This is a genomic window from Micromonospora sp. CNZ299, assembly GCF_002754415.1.
In genome coordinates this window covers 2,268,868-2,288,253 of the sequence record NZ_PEFG01000001.1, presented here as the reverse complement: position 1 = coordinate 2,288,253, position 19,386 = coordinate 2,268,868, and the positions used below count along the sequence as shown (strand labels likewise).

The window sequence follows — 19,386 nt, the reverse complement described above, 5'->3', positions numbered from 1 at the left end:
GAAGCACCTACGCGCGGTGTCGGATCCGGGCACCGGCGGTGATGGCCGACACCCTGTGTCGTACTGCACTGGTAACTTGGTAGTTCACCTGTCAGCCAGCCACGCACAACTGAGGAGAACGCCTGTGTCCACTGGCAACGAGGCGCCCGCCACCTGGCTGTCGCAGGACGCGCACGACCGCCTCCAGGCCGAGCTCGACGAGCACATCGCCAACCGCCCGGCCATCGCAGCCGAGATCAACGCTCGGCGCGAGGAGGGCGACCTGCGGGAGAACGGCGGCTACCACGCCGCCCGCGAGGAGCAGGGCAAGGCCGAAGGTCGCATCCGCTACCTCCAGGAGCTGCTGCGCACTGCGAAGGTCGGCGAGGCGCCGACGGCGGACGCGGTCTCGCCCGGCATGGTCGTGACGATCTATTTCGATGACGACGCCGACGACACCGAGACCTTCCTGCTCGGTTCGCGGGAGATCGCGGCCACCACCGACCTGACCGTCTACAGCCCCGAGTCGGCGCTCGGCAAGGCCATCCTGGGCGGTCGGCCCGGGCAGACCTGCACCTACACGGCGCCGAGCGGCGCCGACATCAAGGTGACTGTGGTCAGCTTCGAGCCGTTCTCCGGCTGATCGTCGGCGGCCCTACGAGCCGCTCCCAGCACCGCTTCCGAGGCGTGGCACCCACCGGTGTCACGCCTCGGCGGCGAAAACCACCTGGTAGCCGCTGGCCCGCAGGGCGCTGATCAGCGTGTCCGAGTGCTCCACGCCCCGGGTCTCGACCGACAGCGCCACCTCCACCTCGCCGAGGCCAAGGTGTGGGTTGGCCCGCTGGTGCTCCACGTCCACGACGTTGGCCCGGTGCTCGGCGATCTGGCTGAGCAGCGACGCGAGTTGTCCCGGCCGGTCCGAGCAGCGCACTGTCACCCGCAGGTAGCGACCCGCGGCGGCCAACCCGTGCTCGATCACCCGCAGCATCAGCAACGGGTCGATGTTGCCGCCGGACAGCACCGCGACCACCGGCGTCTCCACCTCGACCACGCCCGCCAGCAGCGCGGCGACGCCGACCGCCCCGGCCGGCTCGACGACCTGCTTACCGCGCTCCAGCAGCATCAACAGGGCCCGGGAGATGTCCTCCTCGGAGACCGTGACGATCTCGTCGACGAGTTTGCGCACGTGGTTGAAGGTGATCTCCCCGGGCCGACCGACCGCGATGCCGTCGGCGATGGTGGAGAAGATGGGCAGCCGGACCGGCTCCCCGGCCACCAGCGAGGGCGGGAACGCCGCCGCACCAGCGGCCTGGACGCCGATGATCCGGACGTCCGGTCGCAACGCCTTCGCGGCCACCGCCATGCCCGAGATCAGCCCGCCACCACCCACCCCGGTGATGATCGTCTTCACTTCCGGGCACTGTTCGAGGATCTCCAGCGCCACCGTCCCCTGACCGGCGATCACGTCGGCGTGGTCGAACGGGTGGATCAGCACCGCGCCGGTGCGCTCGGCGTACGTGTGCGCGGCGACCAGCGACTCGTCGACGGTGTTGCCGGCCAGCTCGACCTGCGCGCCGTACCCCTTGGTGGCGGCCACCTTCGGCAGCGGCGCGTTGACCGGCATGAAGACGGTGGCGTGCGTGCCGACCAGGCCGGCGGCGAGGGCCACGCCCTGCGCGTGGTTGCCAGCGCTGGCCGCGACCACGCCCCGCTCCCGCTCCTCGGCCGACAGCCGGGAGATGCGCACGTACGCGCCCCGCACCTTGTACGAGCCGGCACGCTGCACGTTCTCGCACTTGAGCCAGGTCGGCCCGCCCAGTGCCGCGCTGAGCGGACGGGAGGGCTCCAGCGGAGTGGTCCGGATGACGCCGGCGAGCAACTCCCGTGCGGCCCGCACGTCGTCGAGACTGACCAGTTCCGTCATGCCCCGATCGTGCCACCCGCCTCCGGAGTCCTTTGCGGCGCACCGACCGGGCCCGGCCCCGGGGCGAAACCAGCCGGGACCGACCCCGCCGGCCAGACCGGGGCGTTCGGCCAGACCGGGGCGTTCGGCCACGCTGGCACCGCGCGGGCGACGCGGGCCTCCTGGGCTGCGGAGATCCGCTGGATCAGCAGGTACAGCGCCACCGCGGCGATCACGCAGGCCACCGCGGGCACGGCGTTGCGCAGGAGTGAGTCGCGGTAGTAGTCGCCGTACGCCTGGTAGTCGCCGTTGGTGGATGGTGTCGCCGGCAGCTTGTCGTACGCCCGGCTGTCGAGGCGGCTGACCACCCGCTCGCCAATGCTGAAGACCAGCCAGGCACTCCACCAGACGGTCACCAGGGTCGGGGTGAAGCGCCGCCAGAGGCTGTCCCGCGCCACGTTGGCGATCACCCGGACCGGCATCACGAGGTTCGCGAAGGGCACCAGCCAACCGGCGATCGCCCACCCTGCACCGAGCGTCGGCAGCGCACCTGGGAACGCCTCGATGTTCTTCCGCACCCGCCAGGTCCAGATGATCACGAGCACGGCGGCGGTGAGGTACGCGGCCACCATGGGCAGCGACAGCACCACCTGCACGATCAACGCGGCGAGCAGCAGCTCATGCTCGTTGTCGACCCGGGCCTGCCGAGCCAGGGCCATCCCCACCAGCGGGGAGAGCGCCACCGCCAGGTACAGCACGGTGGTCGCGCCGACCGCGATGCGGGCGGCCAGACCGAGCCCGCGCATCCGGTAGGTCGGCAGCCCGGGAGTGACGGCGGGCTGGCCCAGCGGTGTGTAGCACCGCTGGCATTCGTTGTGCTCGGGGGACGTGGCGCCCCCACAGGTCTGGCAGTGCATGAGAGCCCCCGGTCCGCGCGTTGATGCGCGCACACCGTAGACGATCATGCGGTGGCCGGCGACCCCGTTCCGACGCGGGGATAGCCGGGGGCGTGGCGCGCCCACGGGGCGGCCATCTCGAACTGGCCGGCCACACCGAGCAGCAGCAGCTCCGAGCCGGGCGGACCGACCAGTTGCACGGCGACCGGCAGGCCGTCCGGGCGCCGGCCCACCGGCACCACGACCGCCGGCAGGCCGGCGATGTTCCACGGAGCGGCGTACGGGGCGTACCGGATGTTGGCTGTCATGTTCGCCCGCCAGGACCTCTCCGACCAGCGGGCCGCCTCGGGCGGCGCGGTGGCCAGCGCCGGGGTGAGCAGCAGGTCGACCGAGTGGTCGGTGAAGAAGTCGACCGACCGTTGCCGCCACGCGGCACGGTCGGCCTCCCGCACGTAGCCGCGGCGCTGCGCCCACTCACCCAGCGCGACGTGCCGCCGGGTACGCCGTTGCAGGCCACGCCGGTCCAGCCCGGAGGCCCGGACGTCGGTGGCGGCGGCGGCGAACCAGGTGGCGATGCCCTGAAGGCCGAGCGCGGTGGGGTAGACCGGGTCGGCGGGGACCGTGTCGTGCCCGGCAGCGGCGAGAAGCCGGCCGGCGGCGGCGACCGCGTCCCGGTTCGGCGCGTCGGGTGCGACACCGCGCACCGGCGAGCGCAGCGAGACGCCCACCCGCAGCCGCTGCGGCGGGACCAGCTTCTCGGGACGCCGACCGGCGAGCACCGAGAAGCCGACCGCCGCGTCGGCGACCGTGCTGGTCAGCATGCCGTGCTCGGTGAGACCGAACCAGTCGTCCGCGCCGAGCTGGCAGGGAACCACGCCGCGACCGGGCTTGAGCCCGACCAGGCCGCAACAGGCCGCGGGGATCCGGATCGAACCGAGGCCGTCGTTGCCGTGCGCGATCGGCACCAGCCCGGCCGCCACCGCGGCGGCCGCGCCACCGGAGGACCCCCCGGGAGTACGCGTGCTGTCCCACGGGTTACGGGTCACCGCGCTGTCGTCGTCGGTGAGTGCCCACAGCCCCAGCTCCGGCATGCGGGTCACGCCGAGGATGACCGCGCCGGCACCGCGCAGCCGACGCACCACCTCGTGGTCGGCCTCGGCGACGTCGCTGCGGGCGGCCGCCGACCCGTTCCAGGTGGGCAGGCCGGCGACCGGAGTGTTCTCCTTGACCGCCACCGGCACCCCGGCCAGCGGCAGGTTGGCCAGGTCCTCCTGCTCGTCGACCTTCTCCGCCTCGGTGATCGCCTCGCCGCCGCGAACGGCGCGGAACGCGGCCAGTTCGCGGTCGGCTCGGGAGATGTACTCGAGGTGGTCGGCGACGACCTGGGTGGCCGAGACGTCACCCCGGCGTACGCCCCGGGCGATCTGCTTGGCGGTCGTCCCGACCCAGGTCGCCTTGATGTCCTGCACGGCCATCCTCCCCAGCGGTCAGCCCAGCGCCTGCTCCAGATCGGCGAGCAGGTCGTCGACCGTCTCGATGCCGACAGACAGTCGCACGAGATCGCCGGGAACTTCAAGCGGCGAGCCGGCAGCACTTGCGTGTGTCATCCGACCCGGGTGCTCGATCAGGGACTCCACGCCGCCCAGCGACTCGGCGAGCACGAAGAGCTTGGTGCGGTTGCAGATCTCGACGGCGTGGTCCTCACCACCGGCGGCGCGGAACGAGATCATGCCGCCGAACCGGCGCATCTGCTTCGCGGCCACCTCGTGACCGGGGTGCGAGGGCAGCCCCGGGTAGATCACCTGGGCCACCTTGGCGTGCCCGTCGAGGTACGCGGCGAGCCGCTCGGCGTTGTCGCAGTGCCGGTCCATCCGTACCCCGAGGGTCTTGATGCCGCGCAGCGTGAGCCAGGCGTCGAACGGGCCGTTGATCGCGCCCATCGCGTTCTGGTGGTAGCGCAGCTCCTCGCCGAGTGCGGCGTCGGCGACGACGAGCGCGCCACCGACGACGTCGGAGTGCCCGCCGATGTACTTCGTGGTGGAGTGCACCACCACGTCCGCGCCGTGCGCGATCGGCTGCTGGAGGTACGGCGAGGCGAAGGTGTTGTCGACCACCAGCAGCGCGCCCGCGTCGTGCGCGACACCGGCCAGGGCGGCGATGTCGGCGATGCCGAGCAGCGGGTTGGTCGGCGTCTCCAGCCAGACGATCTTCGTGCGGCCGGGTTGCACCGCCGCCCGGATCGCGTCCGGGTCGGAGACCTTGGCCGGGGTGAACTCCAGGCCCCAGCGCTGGGCGACCCGGGCGAAGAGCCGGTACGTGCCGCCGTACGCGTCGTCCGGGATCACGACGTGGTCGCCCGGCTGGCACACGGCCCGCAGCAGGGTGTCCTCCGCCGCCAGGCCACTGGCGAAGGCGAGGCCGACCGGCCCGCCCTCCAGCGCTGCCAGGCACTCCTGGAGCGCGTCGCGGGTCGGGTTGCCCGAGCGGCTGTACTCGTAGCCGAGCCGGGGCGCGCCGACGGCGTCCTGCGCGTACGTGCTGGTCTGGTAGATCGGTGGGATCACCGCGCCGGTACGGGCCTCAGGGTCCTGGCCGGCATGGATGGCGAGCGTCTCGAAGCCGTGGTTCATGCTCGTGAGGCTAATCCCCCGTCCCGAAGACTGGAACGGAACCCGCGCTCCCAGGCGGGGGCCGGACCAACCGGCCCGGCCCCCGTGCTTCCGAGGCCCGGTCAGGTGGCCGGGACGGGCAGGACGTGCAGGGTGGCCGGGTTGGCCCCGGTCCAGTCGTAGGAGACCGCATAGACCCGGGCTCCGTTGGGCGCCCAGGCCAACGCGCCCGGGCTGAGTTCGTCGCCCAGCTCGAACTGGGCCAACGCGGTGCCGTCCGACCGGAAGAGGAACACGTCCGGCGCGTAGGTGGCGTCCGCTCCGGCGGCGATCCGGCTGCCGTCGCGGGACACCTCGACGGCATTCGGGTACGCGCCGGTCTGGTAGGTCGCCGAGGGGGTGCTGATGTCGGCGAACGGGAACGCCTGCACCTCGTACGGGGCACCGGAGGCGGTGAAGACGGTGGTGCCGGTGGGGTCGAGGGCGATGTCGCGCAGGTTGCTGCCGACCGCCATGAATTCGTTGGCCCTGGGCGCGCCCAGGGTGCCCCCGGTCCCGACCTCGTACGCGTAGACCGATGCGGGGCTCAACCCCGTCTGCCCGGCCAGCAGCACCGAACGGTTCTGGCCGGCGGAGGCCAGCAGCGGGGCGCCGTAGTAGCTCGAACCGGTGGACAGCCCGGTGGTCACCCGGGCCGGCTGGCGACCCAGGTCGATCCGGCCGATGTTGCCACCCCACTGGTCGCAGCCATAGCCGAACCACAGGTACCGGCCGGTCAACGCCAGCGACGACGGGCACTCGCCCACGCCGGTGTCGTAGCGGGCCGATTCGGTCAGCGAGCCGGTGTCGAAGGCGGCGATGGCGTTGGCGCTGGGCAGCGCCACGTAGAGGGTCTGCCGGTCGGCGCTGAGCAGCAGGTCGGTGGGGCCGGGCAGGTCGGCCAGGGTGCCGACGAGAGCGCCGGTCGAGCTGGTAACCACGACGTCGGTGGAGGAGCGGCCACCGCTGACGAAGACCCGGTCACCGGCCGACACCACGTCGGCCACCTGGGTCAGCGGCAGCGGGGTGGCGGTCGGCGTGGCAGCCGCCACGGCGGGGCCCGGGAACGCGCCGGTGAGCAGCCCGGCGGTCAGTGCCGCCAGGGCCACGGTGGCGCCTCTTCTGATCTGCAAGGTTCGTCCTTTCGGAGCACAGGTCACACCTGCACTGATCGATTGCGATAGATGAGTACCACAGTCGGTGCGGGCGTGGGGGCCCGCGCGTCGCCAGCCCGCCGCCTAGCCTGGGCGGATGAGCGGGTGCGTGTTCTGCGGGATCGTGGCGGGTGAGGTGCCGGCCTTCAAGGTCGCCGACACCCCGGACGGGGTGGCGTTCCTGGACACTCGGCCGGTGTTCAAGGGGCATGTGCTGGTGGTGCCCCGGGTTCACCTGGTGACCCTGGCCGAGTTGCCGTCCGACCTGCTGCCCGGCTACTTCGCGCTGGTCCAGCGCCTGGCGGTGGCAGTGGAGACCGGTCTGGGGGCCAGTGGGACGTTCGTGGCAATGAACAACAAGGTGTCCCAGTCCGTCCCGCACCTGCACACCCACGTGGTTCCACGGACCAAGGGCGACGGGCTGCGGGGCCTCTTCTGGCCGCGTACCCGCTACGAGGACGACGCCGACGCCCGGACGCACGCGGACCGGGTCGCCGCCGCACTCCCAGGCGGGGCCTGACTCACACCGGCGCGGGTAAGGAAGGTGGACCCACCGGTGTTACACGCTGGGAGAGGTACGAGAGGAGATCCCCACGTGTTTTTGCGCCGTATGAACGCCGAGATGGTTTCGCCCGACCAGGCCCTGCCCGGCCGTCCGATCGCCATGCCGGTCGCCGACCGCCACGAGGTGCTGGGCACCCCGCTGAAGGGCCCGTTCCCGGAGGGCCTGCAGGTCGCGGTCTTCGGCATGGGCTGTTTCTGGGGCGCCGAGCGGCTGTTCTGGACGCTGCCCGGTGTCTACACCACCTCCGCCGGCTATGCGGGTGGCGTCACCAAGAACCCGACGTACGAGGAGACGTGTTCCGGCCGGACCGGGCACGCCGAGGTCGTCCAGGTGGTGTACGACCCCAGCAAGATCACTTATGAGGACCTGCTGAAGGTCTTCTGGGAGAACCACGACCCGACCCAGGGCATGCGCCAGGGCAACGACGTGGGCACCCAGTACCGGTCGGCGATCTACACGACCACCGACGAGCAGCGAGCCATCGCGGAGTCGTCCCGGGACGCGTTCCAGCCGATCGTGACGCGCGCCGGCAAGGGTGACATCACCACCGAGATCGCTCCGCTCGGCAGCTACTACTTCGCCGAGGACTACCACCAGCAGTATCTGGCGCCGACCAAGAACCCGAACGGCTACTGCAACCACGGCCCGAACGGGCTGAGCTGCCCGGTCGGCGTGGCCCGTACCGCCGGCTGACCACCGCCACCTGCACCAGCGTGATGCCCGGCCGCCGATGAGGCGGCCGGGCATTCCCATCTGACCGTGTGATCGAAATCCGTTGCCGAGCCCGCCGGGAACTGGATAACGTGGCCGTACACGTGAAGGGAGGTGGTCCAGACTTGTATAGCAATCGGACTCGTGAGGTGGCTGTCAGCTAGCCGCTGTCCTCGACAGTGATCGGCCCGCCGCAAGGTGGGCAACAGCACCATCGTCGAGACCGTGTGGCAGCGGTGCGGCGAATCCACGACAGCCACCCGACCCCCGGGGTGCCGGCCAAGTCCAGCCGGCCCGCGCAGCAGCGCGGAGCGCCCCGGGGGTCGCTCCATATCCGGAGGATCGGCGATATATCCGGAGGACCGGCGATGTCCATGCGCGAGCTGGTGGTGCTCGGGACGGCCAGCCAGGCGCCGACCCGTCAGCGCAACCACAACGGGTACGTGTTGCGCTGGGACGACGAGGTGATCCTCTTCGACCCGGGCGAGGGCAGCCAGCGTCAGCTCCTGCACACCACTGTCACCGCCACCGACCTCACCCGGATCTGCATCACCCACTTCCACGGCGACCACTGCCTCGGCCTGCCCGGCACCATCCAGCGGCTCTCCCTGGACCGGGTGCCACACCCGGTCGCCGTGCACTTCCCGGCCAGCGGTGCCGAATACTTCGCCCGGCTCCGGCACGCGACCTCCTTCTACGAGACCGCCGAACTCCAGGTCACCCCGATCGAGACGGACGGGCAACGGATCGCGCTGAGCTGCGGCACGTTGGAGGCACGCCGACTGCGGCACCCCATCGAGACGTACGGCTACCGGCTGGTCGAGCCGGACGGCCACCGGATGCTGCCGGAGAAGCTGACCGCGTACGGCATCGCCGGGCCGGCTGTCGGCGAGCTGATCCGCGTCGGGCACCTGGACCTCGACGGACGTCGCGTCACCCGCGACGAGGTGAGCGAGCCCCGGCCGGGGCAGCGGTTCGCGTTCGTGATGGACACCGGCCTCTGCGACGGGGTGTACGCCCTCGCCGAGCACGCCGACCTGCTGGTCATCGAGTCGACGTTCCTGGAGTCGGAGGCCGCGCTCGCCGCCGAGGTCGGCCACCTGACCGCGGCGCAGGCCGCCCGGGTGGCGACCGAGTCGGGGGTACGCCGGCTCGTGCTCACCCACTTCTCCCAGCGCTACTCCGACCCGCGCAGGTTCCACGACGAGGCACGCGCGCACTTCGACGGTGACCTGATCATCGCCGAGGACCTGACCGTGGTGCAGCTCCCACCCCGCCGGGTAGCCTCGGCCGGATGACCGTCACGCTCCGCCCAGCAACCGGTGACGACCTGATGGCGGTGGGCGCCCTGCACCAACGCTCCCGGGTCGCCACGTACTCCTCGTTCCTGCCGGCCGAGGCGCTGGCCGACCCGACGCCGGAGGCGATGGGGCGCTACTGGGTCGAGCGGTGGCAATGGGAGCGGGACACCCACCGGATGTTCGTGGCCGAACGGGCCGGGACGCTGGCCGGGTTCAGCTACCTGGGCCCGGACGACGAGGACGACCCGGCCACCGGGCTGCTCAACGCGATCCATCTCGACCCGGTCGAGCAGGGCCGGGGCGTCGGCCGCGCGCTGATGGTGGACGCGCTGGACGCCATGCGGGCGCGAGGATGGCAGCGGGCGGTGCTCTGGGTGCTCCGGGACAACGCCCACGCCCGCGCCTTCTACCAGCGCGGCGGCTGGACCCCGACCGGAGCGGAGCGTGAGGAGCAGATCGGCCTTGCCCCCACACTCCAACTGCGCTACGCCCGTCCTCTCTGAGCAGTCCTCGCCGGCGCCTTTGCTCTGCTTACCAATAAGCACCAGCGGTGGCGTGACCGTGGGTGGTGCGTATGCGTATGCAGAGCAAAGGGCGCGACAGGGTGGCCCGGTGCCCCGCCCGCAGGCGGGGCACCGGGACGGCACTCAGTGGGCGCCGAGGTGGGCCAGGAGATCCTGGCGGGTCAGGACGCCCTTGGGCTTGCCGTCGACCAGGACGAGCGCGGCGTCGGACTTCTCCAGCAGGCCGACGGCCTCGCTGACCGGCTGACCGCCACCGATCATCGGCAGCGGGTCGCCCATGTGCCGCTCGATGGTGTCGTGCAGGTGGGCCTGGCCGGTGAAGAGCGCGTCGAGCAGGTCCCGCTCGGCGATCGAGCCGGCGACCTCACCGGTCACCACCGGCGGCTCGGCCTTGAGCACCGGCAGCTGCGAGACGCCGTACTCCCGCATGTAGTCGATCGCGTCACGGACCGTCTCGGTCGGGTGCACGTGCACCAACTCGGGCAGCCCGCCCGGCTTGCTGGCCAGCGCGTCGGCCACCGTCGGCTCGGCGCCGGAGTTGTCGAGGAAGCCGTACCGGGCCATCCACGAGTCATTGAAGATCTTCGAGAGGTAGCCCCGGCCGCCGTCCGGCAGCAGCACCACCACCACGTCGTCCGGGCCGGCCTTGCGGGCGACCTCCAGCGCGGCGACCACTGCCATCCCGCAGGAGCCACCGACCAGCAGCCCTTCCTCGCGGGCCAACCGCCGGGTCATCTCGAAGGACGCCTTGTCGGACACCTCGACGATCTCGTCGGCGACACCCTGGTCGTACGTCTCCGGCCAGAAGTCCTCGCCGACGCCCTCCACCAGGTACGGACGGCCGGTGCCCCCGGAGTAGACCGAACCTTCCGGGTCGGCTCCGATGATGCGCACCCGACCCTCGGAGGCCTCCTTGAGGTAGCGACCGATGCCGGAGATCGTGCCGCCGGTGCCCACGCCGGTCACGAAGTGGGTGAGCCCGCCCTCGGTCTGCTTCCACAGCTCCGGGCCGGTGGTCTCGTAGTGCGAGCGCGGGTTGGCCGGGTTGCTGTACTGGTTGGGCTTCCAGGCGCCGGGGATCTCCCGGGTCAGCCGGTCGGAGACGTTGTAGTACGAGCGCGGGTCCTCCGGAGCGACAGCGGTCGGGCAGACCACCACCTCGGCGCCGTATGCCCGGAGCACGTCCTGCTTGTCCTGGCTGACCTTGTCGGGGCAGACGAAGACGCACTTGTAGCCCTTGAGCTGGGCCACCAGGGCCAGCCCGACGCCGGTGTTGCCGCTGGTCGGCTCGACGATGGTGCCGCCGGGCTTGAGCAGGCCGGCGGCCTCGGCGTCCTCCACCATCCGCAGCGCGATCCGGTCCTTCACCGAGCCGCCCGGGTTGACGTACTCCACCTTGGCCAGCACGGTGGCCTGGATGCCTTCGGTGACGTTACGCAGACGTACCAGCGGGGTGTTGCCGATCATGTCGACGACGTTGTCGTAGTACTGCACGGTGTGCCCTTCGTTGCGGCGCCGGCGACCGCGGCCGGGCAGACGTTTCCTCGCGTCCAGCGTACGTGCCGTCAGGGCACCAGCCCCCCGGGGATGACCGAGCTGCGGCGGGCTTCCCACTCCAGGAAGCGATCGGTCTCGGCGAGCACGCTGCCAGCCAGCCAGGTGATCATGACCGCGTCGTCGGCGAGCCCGAAGATCGCCAGCGGGATCTCCGGCAGCAGGTCGATCGGCGAGACGATGTAGGCCGTGGCGGCGGTCATCAGGGCCAGTCGCAGGCCGCCGTCGTACTCCCCCTTGGTGGTGGCCCGGATCATCCGGGGCAGCGCGGCCAACCGCGTGCCCAACGACGGCCCACCACGGGCCCCAGCCGCCAGTGCCCGCGCGAGGGCCGTGAACGCCGCGCTGCGCTTCAGTGTCTTCCCCATCGTCGCGCTCCTCTCCGCCGGATCAGCGTGGCGGGTCGGCGCAAGTCGGCCGGCCTCTCCTGGACAGATACCCCGTCGCGTCGGTTTCCAGGCACCTGAGTGGCGTCGCGACGACAGCGGCGTGTCGGACCGGCGCGATAATGTCGTGGTATGGGGGTGGCTGATTCCGTCGTACCCGGCGGAGAGCACTGGCGGCAGGCCCGGCGGTTCGCCCGCCTGGCGGCCATCGGGACGGGTGCCACCGCGGCGGCCGCGGTGGCGACCGGCGGGGTGCTGCTCGGCCAGGCCCGGCAGGCCCGACGCACCATCCCGATGGCCGAGGCACCGCCGCCACGCTGCGACGGGACGTACGGCGCAAAGTTTCCTGGTCCCGCGCTCACCATGGTCGTGCTCGGTGACTCCTCGGCGGCCGGCTACGGGGTGCACCGTCGCAGGGAGACACCTGGCGCACTGCTCGCCACCGGCCTGTCCCGTCGGCTGCACCGACCGGTGCGACTGCACCGCTTCGCGGTGGTCGGTGCCATCTCCTCGGCGCTGCGGCACCAGGTGGAGGCGGCGTTGGAGTGCCGACCCGACATCGCGGTGATCCTCATCGGCGGCAACGACATCACCAACCGCACCCCGCGTGGGCTGGCGGTGCGCTACCTCGTCGAGGCGGTGCACACGCTGCGCGACGCCGGCTGCGAGGTGGTCGTCGGCACCTGCCCCGACCTGGGCGCCATCCGCCCGATCCAACCGCCGCTGCGGTGGCTGGCGCACCGGTGGAGCCGCCAACTCGCCGCGGCCCAGACCGTCGCGGTGGTCGAGGCCGGCGGTTGGACGGTCTCCCTCGGTGATCTGCTCGGCCCTCGGTTCACAGCCGAGCCGACCCGGATGTTCGCCTGGGACCGGTTCCATCCCTCCGCCGAGGGGTACGCGATGGCCGCTGCCGCGCTCCTGCCGACGATGCTCTCCGCGCTCGGCGCTGGGCAGGAACGACGGGCCACACCGACCCGGGGCGAGGGCGTACGGTCGCTGCCGGAGGCCGCGCAGCAGGCGGCCCGGCACGCCGGCACGGAGGTCAGCGGCACCCAGGTCCGGGGCCGCGACCGAGGGCCGGCGGGCCGGTGGGCGCAGTTGCGCCGGCGGGCGTTCTTCGGTGTCGGTGCGGTGCCGCACGGGTCCGCCTCGGACACCTCGACAGTGGAGGGACTGGCATGAACGAGCGCAGCGAGCGGGGCGTGATCTCCGGCCTCGCCGGCCGACTGGGTCGGGCGGCGGCGTTCTCGCTGCTCACCGGCACCGTGGGCGGTGCCGCCGTCCTGGCCGGCGAGGCGTTCGTGGCCCGGCACCGGCGGTACGCCCAACCGGAGCTGGGGCTGGCCCTGCGGGCCACGATCGGTCGGGCTGGCGCTCCGCCGTTGCGGCTGGTGCTGCTCGGTGACTCGTCGGCGCTGGGCGTGGGCGTCGACCGGCTTGAGGACACCATCGGCGGGCAGTTGGCCAACCTGCTCGCCGAGGGCGCGACGGGCCGGCGGGTGCACCTGTCCAGCGTCGGCGTCTCCGGGTCCCGTTCGACCGACCTGGCCACCCAGGTGGCCCGGGCCCTGCTTGGTGAGCGGCCCGACGTGGCACTGATCCTGATCGGCGCGAACGACGCCACCGGGCTGCGCCGGCCGGTCGACGCGGCGGCCTATCTCGCTGCCGCGGTGCACCGCCTGCGGGAGGCGCGGGTCGAGGTGGTGGTGGGCACGTGCCCCGATCTCGGCGCGGTGCGTGCCATCGCGCCTCCGCTGCGCCAGGTGGTCGGCTGGTCCGGGCGGCGGATGGCCCGTGCGCAGACCACGGCCGTGCTGGACGCTGGCGGCTCGGTGGTCGACCTGGGCACCGAGACCGGGCCGGTGTTCCGGGCCGATGCGGGGACGCTCTGCCACGACGGCTTCCACCCCTCCGCCGACGGTTACCGGGTGTGGGCGCACGCGCTGCTGCCCGCCGTCGCCGCCGCCGCGACGGTCGCCACCCGGCGCTAGATCGTTCCCGGTCAGGGTGACATTTCCCGCCGCGCCGGCTTCTTCCGCGCATGTTACCGGCGGGTTAACGTTGGTCCATGCCGATTGAGTCGTCCCGCGACGCCGTCATCGTCGCCACCGCCCGCTCCCCCATCGGCCGGGCGCACAAGGGGTCCCTGCGCGACGTCCGTTCCGACGACCTCGCCGCGACCATCGTCCAGGCCGCTCTGGACAAGATCCCCCAGCTCGACCCGACCACGATCGACGACCTCTACCTCGGGTGTGGCCTGCCCGGTGGCGAGCAGGGCTTCAACATGGCCCGGGTGGTGTCCACACTGCTCGGTCTGGACACTGTGCCCGGCGCCACGCTGACCCGCTACTGCGCCTCGTCGTTGCAGACCACCCGGATGGCGATGCACGCGATCCGGGCCGGCGAGGGCGACGTGTTCGTCTCCGCCGGCGTGGAGATGGTCTCCAGCTACGCCCGGGGCAGCTCCGACGGGCTGCCTCCCGAGGCGCAGGCCCTCGTCGGCGGCGGCTGGGAAAACCCGCGCTTCGGCGCGGCGGCCGAGCGCTCGAAGCGCCGCGCACAGGGCGGCGCCGAGGTGTGGACCGACCCGCGTGAGGCCGGTGAGCTGCCCGACATCTACCTGACCATGGGGCAGACCGCGGAGAACCTGGCCCAGGTGCACGACGTGAGCCGCGCCGACATGGACGAGTTCGGCGTACGCAGCCAGAACCTCGCCGAGAAGGCCATCGCCGACGGCTTCTGGGCCCGGGAGATCACCCCGGTCACCACGCCGAACGGCACCGTGGTGAGCACCGACGACGGTCCCCGTGCCGGCGTCACGCTCGACGCGGTCTCCGGTCTCAAGCCGGTGTTCCGCCCGGACGGCCGGATCACCGCGGGCAACTGCTGCCCGCTCAACGACGGCGCGGCCGCCGTGGTGGTGATGAGCGCCCAGCGGGCCGAGGAGCTCGGGCTCACCCCGCTGGCCCGGATCGTCTCCACCGGTGTGACCGCCCTGTCGCCGGAGATCATGGGCCTCGGCCCCGTCGAGGCGTCCCGGCAGGCCCTGAAGCGGGCCGGCATGACCATCGACGACGTCGACCTCGTGGAGATCAACGAGGCGTTCGCCGCGCAGGTCATCCCCTCCTACCGCCAGTTGGGCATCCCGGAGGAGAAGCTGAACGTGATGGGCGGCGCGATCGCGGTCGGTCACCCGTTCGGCATGACCGGCGCCCGGATCACCGGCACCCTGCTCAACGCCCTCGAATGGCACGACAAGACCATCGGTCTGGAGACCATGTGCGTCGGCGGCGGCCAGGGCATGGCCATGGTGCTCGAACGGTTGAACTGACCTCAGAGCGCGCTGCGGGTCGCCGCCACCTCGGCGGCGGCCCGGGCCAACGCCTCGGCCCCCGGGTCGGCGGCCAGCAGGTCCGCTGTCACCACCCGTAGCTGATCGGGCAGGGCAAGGTCGTTGTCGAGCCGGGGCACGACCCGACGCGGCTCTCCCTCGGCGTCGGCGGCCAGGTTGGCGATCTCCTGCACCAGGCGGTGCACCAGGTCGGCGCGGGACACGTTGCCGGCGGTCGCGATGGCCGACCAGCGCGGCTGCTGCCAGTGCACGATCTGACGGACCAGCAACTGCATGGCCTTGTCCAACTCCGCTGCGCTCATCGCCGCCGAGTCTACGGCCGGCACCGACCGCGCCTGGTCGGCCCGGTCAACGGCGCAGGTAACTGAGCAGCCGCAGCAGCTGCCAGTAGAGGAACACCAACCCGGTGAGCAGGCCGAACGCGCTCAGCCACGCGTACCGGCGGGGTCGACCGTCGAGCACCGAACGCTCGACGAGGTCGAAGTCGAGGATGAAGCTGAACGCCCCGGCGATGATGGCCACCACCGAGAAGGCGTACGGCAGCCAGCCGACCTCCCCGCTGACGCTGTAGACCTCCAGCCCCGGTCGCCCGGAGATCAGGTACGACACCAGGTTGACGACACTGAGCACGGCGATGCCGAGCAACGTGCCGATCACCAGGCGAGCCAGCCGGGGCGTCGCCCGGATCACCCGGGCCCGGTAGAGCGCCGCCATGCCGAGGAAGACGCCGAAGGTGCCGGCCACCGCCTGCACCACGATGCCCGGATAGACCTGCTCGAACGCGCGGCTCGCCACCCCCAGCAGCAGGCCCTGGAGCAGGGCGTAGCCGACGATCGGCACCGGGTTGGTGATCCCCCGCAGCGAGATGACCAGGACCAGCGCGATCGAGGCGAGGGCGCTGCCGGCCAGTGCGGCACCCAGCCAGGCCACGTCGGGGATCACCACCCAGGACACCGCCGCGGTCGCGCCGGTGAGGACCAGCAGTCCGACGGTACGGACCACCACGTCGTCGACAGTCATCGGCTCGACGTCGCGGGAGCCGAGCACCCGGGCCTCCACCCGGCCGGTCTCGTCCAGCCGGTTGAGCACCGGGTTGTTGCTGCGCACCGCCGCCTCCTTCGCCCGCGTACCCCCAGGGCGTGTGGCAAAGCCCCTGGACGGCCTGCGACGGGCCCAGACGACGACCGGCCGCGTTGGGAATTGGCCCGGATACAACACCGGTATCCGGGCCAGTTCCCGCCTTGCCGGACCGCCGCCTGGACTCCGCCTCGGCTCGACCGAGGCTTTGACACACGCCCTTGCAGTCACTCTGCCCCGGGCGGCCCGGCGCTGGCGGCGAAACGGCGGGCCCGGTGCGAACGACGGCGCCCGCCCCCGCAAGAGCGGGAGCGGGCGCCGGTCGGCAGAGCGGACGAGGTCAGTCGTCGCCCTGGAAGTAGCTCAGCATGCGCAGGATCTCGATGTAGAGCCAGACCAGGCTGACCAGGATGCCGAACGCGGCCACCCAGGAGTAGCGCTGCGGCAGGCCCATCCGGACGCCGTCCTCGATCTCCTTGAAGCTGAGCACGAAGCTCAACGAGGCGACCACGATGCAGACCAGGCTGAAACCGATCGCCAGCGGGCTGCCGTCACGCAGGCCCGTGTTGACGCCGAACATGGCCAGCACGAAGTTGATCAGCATGACGGCGAAGAGGCCGACCATCACCGCGATCATGCCCTTGACGAAGGCCGGGGTGGCCCGGATGACCTTCGCCTTGTAGAGCATCGCCATCAGGAAGAAGATGCCGAAGCTTGCCACGGCGGCCTGGAGCACGATGCCGTCGTAGCGCGTCTCGAACGCCTTGCTCACCATGCCGACGAAAACGCCCTCGACGAGCGCGTACGCGATGACGAGTGCCGGGTTGGCCATCCGGGAGAACGAGATGATCAGGCCAAGGACCAGGCCGACCACCGCCGCGCCGATCCAGGCGGTGCTGACCAGCGAGTCGGGCACGAGCACCCAGGCGGCCGCGGCAGTGATGCCGAGGATGCCGAGCAGAGCGACCGTCTTGACGACCACGTCGTCGACGGTCATGGGCGCCACGGTGGGCGGCGCAGCCGGGTAACCGGCCTGGGACGGGTACTGCTGGGGAATGCCGGGCTGTCCGTACGGCCCGGCCGGGGCGTACCCGGCGGAGCGCTCCCGCTCGGCCGCTTGGCCGAGCCGGGCGAGCACCGGGTTCGAGGTCTTCACTGTCTGGCCTCCCTCAGGGGGTCGTTTGCACGTGAACGTGCCCTCCAAGAGTAAACGGCGCAGCCAAGTCCTGGTGATCACGAATGAGAATGCGTGGGAGCCGACCGGTGCCCGGGGCGGGGGTCGAACCCGCATGCCTTTCGGCAGCCGCTTTTAAGGCGGCCGTGTCTGCCTTTCCACCACCCGGGCGGGTGGCACCGGCGCGCCGACACGCACGATGCAATGTCACCGTAGCGGGTCTGCGGCGACCCGACGTACCCCGTGGGGCCGGTCACATTAGGGTCGATGCCGTGAGCAGCGCAGCCCCCACGGCCCCCGACGCCGCCCCTGAGCAGGCCTTCCGCCTCGCCGATCAGGTCAACCGCCGGCCCCGGGCCGTTCGGCTCCTGGCCGCCGTCCGTCGGCACCGGCTGGATCTGCTGGCCGCTCTGGTCTGCGCGGTGCTGGCCGGCTGGGTCACCCACGGGTTGTGGCCCGACCCGGCTGGCCGCACGCTGGCCCTCAATCCGGAGGACCAGGCCCTCTACGAGTGGTTCCTGGCCGTCGACGCCCGCGCGCTGCTCGGCGACTTCGGCCTGCTCACCGACCGTCTCAACGCCCCCGACGGCGTCAACCTGATGGCCAACACCACGGTGATCGCGCTGGGCATCGTCTTCGCGCCGGTCACCCTGCTGCTGGGCGCGCCGGTCACCTTCGCGCTGCTCGCCGCCGCCAACCTCGCTGGTACGGCCTTCGCCTGGTACCTGCTGTTCCACCGGACGCTGCGCGCCCGCCGGTTCGCCGCCGCGTTCGGCGGAGGGCTCTGCGGGTTCGGCCCGGGCATGATCTCGCAGACCAACAGCCACCTGCACATGACCGCCCAGTGGCTGGTGCCGGTGATCGTCTGGCTGGTGGCCCGACTGCTGCGGGCATCCGACCCGGGGCCCACGACTCTCGACCGGACCGGTCGCGACCGGTCGCCCGGGCCGGATCGCCGGCGGATGCTCACCTCGGCGGCGGGACTGGCCGCCGCGGTCACCGCGCAGGTCTTCATCGGCGAGGAGGTGCTCTTCCTCGCCGCCGTCACGCTGCTGGTGATGGCGATCAGCTACGCCGTGGCGGACCGGGACCTGGCCCGACGGGCGCTGCCCGGCTTCGCCGGCGGGCTGGCGATCGCCGCCGGGCTCGCCCTGCTGGTGCTCGGCTACCCGCTGTGGTTCCAGTTCGCCGGCCCGCAGGGGGTCGCCGACGGGATGTTCACGCCGGCCTACTTCTCCGCCGACCTGAGCAGCTGGTGGACGATCTCCCCCCTGTCGGTGGCCGGCAGCGACCAGTCCGCCCGGCTGACCACCGGCCCGGCCGAGTACAACACCTTCCTCGGCTGGCCCCTGCTGCTGGTCGCCGCGGTCTGCGCGATCTGGGCCGGGCGACGCCGACTGGTCCTCGCCTGCGTCGCGGCGGGCCTCGTGATGGGTGCGCTCTCGCTCGGCCCGGAGGTGGTGCTCGGCGGCACCAGGACAGCGCTGCCCGGCCCGTACGCCCTGATCGGCGGGCTGCCGGTGGTGGACGGCGCGTTGCCGATGCGGTTCGCGCTGGCGTTGCTGCCGATCATCGCGACGCTGGTGGTGCTGGCGGTCGACCGGGCTCTACGCGGCACCGGCCGGGCACGACGGCTCGTGCCCCTGGCCGTCGGCGCGGCACTGCTGCCGATCTTCCCGACCCCGCTGCCGACCGCCGAACGGCCCGCCGTGCCGGAATTCGTCAGCGGCGGCCACTGGCGGCAGTGCGTACGCACCGGCGGGGTGCTCGTCCCGGTGCCGTTGCCCACGCCGAAGGAGCCCTGGCAGATGCGCTGGGCGACCGCCGCCGACGCCGCCTTCGGTCTGCCGGAAGGGTTCTTCATCGGCCCGTACGGGCGGGGCGGCACCGCGGCGATGGGCACCTTCAAGCAGCCCACCTCCGCGCTGCTGGCGGATGTCGCCCGGCGCGGTGACCAACCGGCCATCGGCGACGAGCAGCGCCGCCAGGCCGCACGGGACGCCGAGTTCTGGGGTGCCTCCTGCATCGCGCTGGCCGACGACGCCCCGCACGCCGAGAGTCTGCGCGCGACCCTGGAGCAGCTGTACGGCCCCGCCACCCGGATCGCCGACGCCTGGATCTGGCGCGTCTGACGCCACCCGCCCCACCCCCCACCCCCACCC

18 protein-coding genes, 1 tRNA gene and 1 pseudogene are annotated in these 19,386 nt (G+C 72.0%); 9 read left to right on the top strand and 11 right to left on the bottom strand.

The window, feature by feature from the left end:
* The first annotated feature begins 124 nt into the window (after positions 1-124).
* Complete coding sequence (gene greA, locus CLT68_RS11040; RefSeq protein WP_099850624.1) at positions 125-622, top strand: transcription elongation factor GreA; 498 nt, start codon at positions 125-127, stop codon at positions 620-622.
* A 60-nt stretch (positions 623-682) separates the two neighbouring features.
* Here the strand turns inward: greA and ilvA are convergent, their stop codons facing one another.
* The 5 genes from ilvA to CLT68_RS11015 all read right to left on the bottom strand — a co-directional run bounded on the left by ilvA (position 683) and on the right by CLT68_RS11015 (position 6,559).
* Complete coding sequence (gene ilvA, locus CLT68_RS11035; protein WP_099850622.1) at positions 683-1,903, bottom strand: threonine ammonia-lyase; 1,221 nt, start codon at positions 1,901-1,903, stop codon at positions 683-685.
* Positions 1,900-2,799, bottom strand: a complete 900-nt coding sequence (locus CLT68_RS11030; RefSeq protein ID WP_099850620.1) for a DUF4328 domain-containing protein — start codon at positions 2,797-2,799, stop codon at positions 1,900-1,902. The genes ilvA and CLT68_RS11030 overlap by 4 nt, the downstream gene beginning before the upstream one ends.
* 44 nt (positions 2,800-2,843) lie before the next feature.
* Entirely contained in the window at positions 2,844-4,253 is a 1,410-nt protein-coding gene (locus CLT68_RS11025) for an amidase (RefSeq protein WP_088946263.1), read from the bottom strand.
* 12 nt (positions 4,254-4,265) lie between these two features.
* Positions 4,266-5,408 (bottom strand): cystathionine gamma-synthase, encoded by a 1,143-nt coding sequence (locus CLT68_RS11020; protein ID WP_099850618.1) that lies wholly within the window; start codon positions 5,406-5,408, stop codon positions 4,266-4,268.
* 101 nt (positions 5,409-5,509) lie between these two features.
* Positions 5,510-6,559, bottom strand: coding sequence for a lactonase family protein (locus tag CLT68_RS11015; RefSeq protein ID WP_143743162.1), 1,050 nt, complete (start codon positions 6,557-6,559; stop codon positions 5,510-5,512).
* Positions 6,560-6,677: 118 nt separating this feature from the next.
* Between CLT68_RS11015 and CLT68_RS11010 the strand changes: the two genes are divergently transcribed.
* The 4 genes from CLT68_RS11010 to CLT68_RS10995 all read left to right on the top strand — a co-directional run bounded on the left by CLT68_RS11010 (position 6,678) and on the right by CLT68_RS10995 (position 9,660).
* A complete protein-coding gene (locus CLT68_RS11010) occupies positions 6,678-7,100 on the top strand; it encodes an HIT family protein (RefSeq protein WP_099850613.1) in 423 nt (140 codons plus the stop codon).
* Between the two features lie 75 nt (positions 7,101-7,175).
* Positions 7,176-7,838, top strand: a complete 663-nt coding sequence (gene msrA / locus CLT68_RS11005) for a peptide-methionine (S)-S-oxide reductase MsrA (RefSeq protein ID WP_099850611.1) — start codon at positions 7,176-7,178, stop codon at positions 7,836-7,838.
* Positions 7,839-8,224: 386 nt separating this feature from the next.
* The gene (locus CLT68_RS11000) at positions 8,225-9,154 is read left to right on the top strand and encodes a ribonuclease Z (protein WP_099850609.1); all 930 of its coding nucleotides are present in this window, start codon (positions 8,225-8,227) and stop codon (positions 9,152-9,154) included.
* Positions 9,151-9,660 (top strand): GNAT family N-acetyltransferase, encoded by a 510-nt coding sequence (locus CLT68_RS10995; protein WP_099850607.1) that lies wholly within the window; start codon positions 9,151-9,153, stop codon positions 9,658-9,660. Before CLT68_RS11000 ends, CLT68_RS10995 begins: the two co-directional genes overlap by 4 nt.
* Before the next feature lie 144 nt (positions 9,661-9,804).
* Here the strand turns inward: CLT68_RS10995 and CLT68_RS10990 are convergent, their stop codons facing one another.
* The gene (locus CLT68_RS10990; RefSeq protein ID WP_088946256.1) at positions 9,805-11,175 is read right to left on the bottom strand and encodes a cystathionine beta-synthase; all 1,371 of its coding nucleotides are present in this window, start codon (positions 11,173-11,175) and stop codon (positions 9,805-9,807) included.
* A gap of 71 nt (positions 11,176-11,246) precedes the next feature.
* Positions 11,247-11,603 carry a YkvA family protein gene (locus tag CLT68_RS10985; RefSeq protein ID WP_088946255.1) on the bottom strand — a complete coding sequence of 119 codons (357 nt, stop codon included), beginning with the start codon at positions 11,601-11,603 and terminating at the stop codon, positions 11,247-11,249.
* Positions 11,604-11,753: 150 nt separating this feature from the next.
* Here CLT68_RS10985 and CLT68_RS10980 point away from each other — a divergent pair.
* The 3 genes and pseudogenes from CLT68_RS10980 to CLT68_RS10970 all read left to right on the top strand — a co-directional run.
* Positions 11,754-12,832: pseudogene (locus CLT68_RS10980) on the top strand (SGNH/GDSL hydrolase family protein); the annotation flags it as partial.
* Positions 12,824-13,612, top strand: coding sequence for an SGNH/GDSL hydrolase family protein (locus tag CLT68_RS10975; RefSeq protein ID WP_486482424.1), 789 nt, complete (start codon positions 12,824-12,826; stop codon positions 13,610-13,612). The pseudogene CLT68_RS10980 and the gene CLT68_RS10975, both read left to right, overlap by 9 nt.
* Before the next feature lie 77 nt (positions 13,613-13,689).
* Entirely contained in the window at positions 13,690-14,952 is a 1,263-nt protein-coding gene (locus tag CLT68_RS10970; RefSeq protein ID WP_088946252.1) for an acetyl-CoA C-acetyltransferase, read from the top strand.
* A gap of 2 nt (positions 14,953-14,954) precedes the next feature.
* On the opposite strand, the gene CLT68_RS10965 is transcribed toward CLT68_RS10970, so the two are convergent.
* The 4 genes from CLT68_RS10965 to CLT68_RS10950 all read right to left on the bottom strand — a co-directional run bounded on the left by CLT68_RS10965 (position 14,955) and on the right by CLT68_RS10950 (position 17,395).
* Positions 14,955-15,275, bottom strand: a complete 321-nt coding sequence (locus CLT68_RS10965; RefSeq protein WP_099850602.1) for a hypothetical protein — start codon at positions 15,273-15,275, stop codon at positions 14,955-14,957.
* Positions 15,276-15,321: 46 nt separating this feature from the next.
* Complete coding sequence (locus tag CLT68_RS10960; protein WP_099850600.1) at positions 15,322-16,080, bottom strand: Bax inhibitor-1/YccA family protein; 759 nt, start codon at positions 16,078-16,080, stop codon at positions 15,322-15,324.
* A 310-nt stretch (positions 16,081-16,390) separates the two neighbouring features.
* On the bottom strand, positions 16,391-17,206 hold the full coding sequence (locus CLT68_RS10955; protein WP_099850598.1) for a Bax inhibitor-1/YccA family protein: 816 nt from the start codon (positions 17,204-17,206) through the stop codon (positions 16,391-16,393).
* 108 nt (positions 17,207-17,314) lie between these two features.
* A tRNA-Leu gene (locus CLT68_RS10950) sits at positions 17,315-17,395 on the bottom strand.
* A gap of 101 nt (positions 17,396-17,496) precedes the next feature.
* Between CLT68_RS10950 and CLT68_RS10945 the strand changes: the two genes are divergently transcribed.
* Positions 17,497-19,356 (top strand): hypothetical protein, encoded by a 1,860-nt coding sequence (locus CLT68_RS10945; protein WP_199177020.1) that lies wholly within the window; start codon positions 17,497-17,499, stop codon positions 19,354-19,356.
* The last annotated feature ends 30 nt before the right edge of the window (positions 19,357-19,386 follow it).

Coding starts and splice junctions, on each gene's coding strand:
- ilvA (WP_099850622.1), bottom strand. CDS start 1,903: ATGACGGAACTGGTCAGTCTCGACGACGTGCGGGCCGCACGGGAGTTG.
- CLT68_RS11030 (WP_099850620.1), bottom strand. CDS start 2,799: ATGCACTGCCAGACCTGTGGGGGCGCCACGTCCCCCGAGCACAACGAA.
- CLT68_RS11025 (WP_088946263.1), bottom strand. CDS start 4,253: ATGGCCGTGCAGGACATCAAGGCGACCTGGGTCGGGACGACCGCCAAG.
- CLT68_RS11020 (WP_099850618.1), bottom strand. CDS start 5,408: ATGAACCACGGCTTCGAGACGCTCGCCATCCATGCCGGCCAGGACCCT.
- CLT68_RS11010 (WP_099850613.1), top strand. CDS start 6,678: ATGAGCGGGTGCGTGTTCTGCGGGATCGTGGCGGGTGAGGTGCCGGCC.
- CLT68_RS11000 (WP_099850609.1), top strand. CDS start 8,225: ATGTCCATGCGCGAGCTGGTGGTGCTCGGGACGGCCAGCCAGGCGCCG.
- CLT68_RS10995 (WP_099850607.1), top strand. CDS start 9,151: ATGACCGTCACGCTCCGCCCAGCAACCGGTGACGACCTGATGGCGGTG.
- CLT68_RS10985 (WP_088946255.1), bottom strand. CDS start 11,603: ATGGGGAAGACACTGAAGCGCAGCGCGGCGTTCACGGCCCTCGCGCGG.
- CLT68_RS10970 (WP_088946252.1), top strand. CDS start 13,690: ATGCCGATTGAGTCGTCCCGCGACGCCGTCATCGTCGCCACCGCCCGC.
- CLT68_RS10965 (WP_099850602.1), bottom strand. CDS start 15,275: ATGAGCGCAGCGGAGTTGGACAAGGCCATGCAGTTGCTGGTCCGTCAG.